Origin of the sequence: Curtobacterium sp. B8, assembly GCF_000333315.1 — a bacterium.
GTDB lineage: Bacteria > Actinomycetota > Actinomycetes > Actinomycetales > Microbacteriaceae > Curtobacterium > Curtobacterium luteum.
The window spans coordinates 1-3,958 of the sequence record NZ_BACW01000232.1 but is presented as its reverse complement, the minus strand read 5'-3'; the positions used below and the strand labels follow the sequence as shown (position 1 = coordinate 3,958).

Here is a 3,958-nt window from a genome sequence, read left to right as displayed (position 1 = left end):
GAGGCGCCTGCGGCTCCGCGCGTTGATGCCGGTGGCGCGACTGACGTCCGTGCTCGTGATCGGCCGGTGTGCGTTCTGGACCATCCACTCCTGGGCGAAGCGCATCGTCGCGGGGCCCTCGTGGAGGACGACGTCGGCGGCCGGGACCGCGTCGTAGGCATCGACCACGGCCTCGGCGACGAGCATGTTCAGCGCGGCCCGCCGTTCGCGGGAGGTGTCGGGACGCAGGAGCTCGGGGGCGACCGAGCGGATGACGGCCCGGAGCCGGTCCGTGCCCTCGGCGTCCGCCCGGGTCGCGAAGCGCAGCGGTCCGGGCACGGCCGATCGCTGCGCCGCCGCCACCGACTCGAGGAACGCCGCGGCGAACCGCACCGTGTGCAGCGTCGTGGGCGCTCCGTCGAACGCGATGTCCCGGCCGGACGGCCACATCACCGGCACGCCCGGGTCCATCACGATGGGGTCGCGGCCGGCGGCGTCGACCGCGAGGCCGGGCCGCGTCGTCCAGGCCAGCACGTACGTCGGCGACTGCCCGATCGTCCCCCACCGGGGTGCGTCGACGGAGGAGGTGCCCGCGACGACCTCGTCGTCCCCGACCGCCCGGAAGCGCCACGAGAAGCGCCCGTCCGCGGCGCGGCCGACGCTGATGTCCCGGCTCGAGTAGACACCCTCGTAGAACGCGACCGCCTCGTCGATGTCGAGTCCGTGGCGATCGACGTGGATCAGGGGTTCAGCATCCGTCGTCATGCAGCGCTCATTCTGTCGACCTCTCCGGGGACCCCGCTGGTACTGCGCACTGTGGACATTCACGGGGTCGAGGAGTTGGCTCGTCGGCGTGAAGTACGTGGTGTACGGGGACAACAAGGTGATGACCGGCGATGCGATCGCGGACGCGGTGCTCGCGTACGCGGCGGCCCTCGGGGAGAACGGGACGACCGACATCGTCGAGATCCCGACCGCGGACGACACCGGCACCGCGGTCAACGCGGAGCTGCTCCTCGGACCGGCGTCGCAGGTCATGGTCGAGACCGCTCCGGACGACGAGCTCGAGCCGGAGGACGACGACCTCGTGGGCGAGCTGGTGCGGCGGACCGCGGCGGTGGGCGGGGCCCGCTTCGTGGACGCCGCGTCCTCGCACTCCGAGGAGCCCGAGGCCAAACGCCTCCGCACGGACCCGCCGCAGCGCTGACCACGCCTCGCCGCAGCGCTGACCACGCCTCGCCGCAGCGCTGACCGCGCCTCGCCGCGTCAGACGCCGAGGTGTGCTGCCAGCACGTCCTCCGCGGTGGTCCAGCGCGCGGGCGCGTAGCGCTCCCCGCCGAGGTTCCGCAGCTGCCCTTCGCCACTGAACATGGACACGAAGTACTGCATGCCCTGCCAGGCGGGGAACGGCTCGTCGTCGTCGCGGGACAGCCGCCGGCCGACGCGGGCCATCGCCGACAGGGTGCCGGTCGTGCCGGCGAAGAGCACCCGGTGGCGCACGCCCGTCAGCCGCGAGAGCGTGTCCGCGAGGCTCCGCGAGGTGACGCGGTCCCCCGCGACCTCGACCACGCGGGGCGCCTCCGGGTCCAGCGCGACCCGGGCGACCACGTGGGCGACGTCGTCCTTCGTCGTGAAGTCGAGCGTCTGGTCCGCGCTCGACCAGGCGAGCACCAGCCGTCGGTCGAACTGCACCAGCGGCGCCTGCCCGGTCAGCATGTCGGTGAACGCACCGTTGAGCACCGACGTCGCCCGCACCGGTGCCGCGTCGAGCACCGCGGCGAACTCACGGCGGAGCTCGAAGTTGCGGTTCGTCCCCGGCGTCACGGAGCGGTAGTCGGCCGAGTAGTCGGAGGGGACGAACCGCGGGACGCCGGCCTCGACGGCGGCGGCGAGCAGTGCACGCTGCGCGTCGACGATCACGGACCGGGTGCCACTGAGGGCGGACACGACCACGTCGGCCCCGCGGAGCGCGTCGACGAGCGCTGCGTGGTCGTCGTACCGGCCGGTCACGACGTCGACACGACCGTCCTCGTGTAGTCGCTCGGCGGCAGCACCGCCCCGGGAGAGCACCCGGACCCGGACGTCGAGGTCGAGGTCGAGCAGGGCGCGGACGATCCGTCCACCGAGGTCGCCCGAGGCGCCGGCGACGAGCACGGTGGTGGTCATGCACCCCAGGCTACGGACCGGGCTCCCACACCGCTCAGCGCCGCAGGGTCTGCTTCGGGTACTCGCCGAACCGCTCCGCGTACGACGCGGAGAACCGTCCGAGGTGCGCGAACCCCCAGCGTCGCGCGACGTCGCCGACGGCCCCGGCCTGCGGGTCGAGTGCGAGCAGCTCCTCGTGCACGCGGTCGAGTCGGACCTGACGCAGGTAGGTCAGCGGCGACACGTCGAAGACCCGCCGGAAGGACTCCTGCACGGAACGGACGCTCAGCCCCGCCACCGCGGACAGGTCCGTCACGGTGACCTCCTCGGCGGCGTGGGCGTGGATGTGCTCGACGGCGGCCCGCAACCGGGCGTTCTTCGGCGAGGACAGCACCGCCGGCAGCCGGTCGGAGTGCGGTGGGAACATCTCGAGGAACACCCGCGCGGCCGACTCCTTCGCGGTCCGCCAGGCGTCGCTGTCCGGACCGGCGACGCGGAGGGCACGGGTCAGCCCGGTGATCGCGACGCGCCACGAGCGGATCGCGTCCGGCACCGGTGCGGCGAGGTGGTCGAAGCGGAGCGGTCGGTCGCCGAGGTCGAGGTGCTCCGCCGCGACGTGCTCGACGAACGCCCGGTCGAAGTGCACGAGGCGCTGGTCGTAGTCCGCCGCGGCGAAGGTGTAGGACCGGTCGGTCGGGTAGAGCACGGGGACGTCCGGTCGCATCTCGAGGGCTTCGCCGGTCAGGTCGAGCTCGGTCGTCCCCCCGGTCAGCCACCCGACGACGTACTCCTCGGCGGGCACCATCGGGCCGCGGATGGCCCCCGTCAGCTGGGAGCGCCGGACCGTGACCTCGGAGTCGCCGACGGCCGTGTAGCGGTAGGAGAACCCGTGCTCGCCTGCCCGGGCGACCCACTCCTCGGCGCCGTAGACACCGCCGAGGTCGCGCACGGCGGCCGCCGGTTCCGTCCCGGCCAGCTCGAAACGGACGGGCGCGACGGGCTGGTCGTCGAGGAACGCCTCGCTCATCGGGAGACCGCCGTCCGGGGGTCTGTCCCGCTTGCGCACCGGCGCGCGTTATCCGGATACGGTGGTCGGGTGAGCGCAACGTACAGTTGCTCGGAGTCGATCCGCAGTGAGGTGGTCAACGCATGAGCGACCTCGACCTGATCGGCGCGCTCACCCGGCTGGAGGGCTCGGTCGCTGCCCTCCGGAGCCGCCTGCGTGAGCGTCTGGAGGTGTCTCCGGGAGACCTCACGGTGATCCAGTTCGTCGCACGGGCGGAGACGGCCGACCGGACGGTGCGCGTGAAGGACCTCGCGGGCCACCTCGGACTGACGGGCCCGGCGGTCACCGGCGTGGTCGATCGCCTGGAACGCGCAGGACACCTGTGCCGGGTCCCCAACCCGGACGACGGCCGGAGCCGCCACATCGAACTGACCCCGGCCACCCGACAGGCGTACGCCGCTGCGATGGACGGCACGAACCAGCACCTGCACGACTTGGTGGCCTCCTTCTCGGATCGGGAGCGGGCTCGGTTCGTGCGGATCGTCGACCGCATCGTCGCGGCGATCGACCTCGGATCCCCGGGCGCCTGACGGCAGAGTACGGGCGTCTGGACCAACTCCCAGGCCGTTTGTCCAGCAAGCGCAACAAGGTAACTTTGCTATCTACTTGCCCGGTCATGCCCCCGGCGTGACCCGTACCGTCGGACGCGGTCGGGGCAAGCGCTCCGACGCCGACGATCGGGGAGGCACCCATGGGCGCGTACGAGACCGAACCCGGCATCGAGCCGGTGCGCATCGAGACGATCCGCGGCATGCGGCGTCGGGGAAG

The 3,958-nt window shown here is 72.7% G+C and carries 5 protein-coding genes; 2 read left to right on the top strand and 3 right to left on the bottom strand.

The window, feature by feature from the left end:
• The coding region (locus I59_RS05835; RefSeq protein ID WP_022903063.1) for a hypothetical protein at positions 1 to 744 on the bottom strand (744 nt) is incomplete at its 3' end.
• 88 nt (positions 745 to 832) lie between these two features.
• Between I59_RS05835 and I59_RS20710 the strand changes: the two genes are divergently transcribed.
• Positions 833 to 1,186: a hypothetical protein gene (locus tag I59_RS20710; protein ID WP_022903062.1), complete on the top strand. Its 354-nt coding sequence runs from the start codon at positions 833 to 835 to the stop codon at positions 1,184 to 1,186.
• A 59-nt stretch (positions 1,187 to 1,245) separates the two neighbouring features.
• On the opposite strand, the gene I59_RS05825 is transcribed toward I59_RS20710, so the two are convergent.
• Both I59_RS05825 and I59_RS20705 read right to left on the bottom strand, forming a co-directional pair.
• Positions 1,246 to 2,145 (bottom strand): NmrA family NAD(P)-binding protein, encoded by a 900-nt coding sequence (locus I59_RS05825; RefSeq protein ID WP_022903061.1) that lies wholly within the window; start codon positions 2,143 to 2,145, stop codon positions 1,246 to 1,248.
• 34 nt (positions 2,146 to 2,179) lie between these two features.
• On the bottom strand, positions 2,180 to 3,151 hold the full coding sequence (locus I59_RS20705) for a helix-turn-helix domain-containing protein (protein WP_049976537.1): 972 nt from the start codon (positions 3,149 to 3,151) through the stop codon (positions 2,180 to 2,182).
• Between the two features lie 122 nt (positions 3,152 to 3,273).
• Between I59_RS20705 and I59_RS05815 the strand changes: the two genes are divergently transcribed.
• Positions 3,274 to 3,720, top strand: a complete 447-nt coding sequence (locus tag I59_RS05815) for a MarR family winged helix-turn-helix transcriptional regulator (protein ID WP_022903060.1) — start codon at positions 3,274 to 3,276, stop codon at positions 3,718 to 3,720.
• Positions 3,721 to 3,958 lie beyond the last annotated feature (238 nt).

What these genes read in the sequence shown, in the direction of transcription:
- I59_RS05825 (WP_022903061.1), bottom strand. Translation starts at nt 2,145, where the DNA reads ATGACCACCACCGTGCTCGTCGCCGGCGCCTCGGGCGACCTCGGTGGA.
- I59_RS20705 (WP_049976537.1), bottom strand. Translation starts at nt 3,151, where the DNA reads ATGAGCGAGGCGTTCCTCGACGACCAGCCCGTCGCGCCCGTCCGTTTC.
- I59_RS05815 (WP_022903060.1), top strand. Translation starts at nt 3,274, where the DNA reads ATGAGCGACCTCGACCTGATCGGCGCGCTCACCCGGCTGGAGGGCTCG.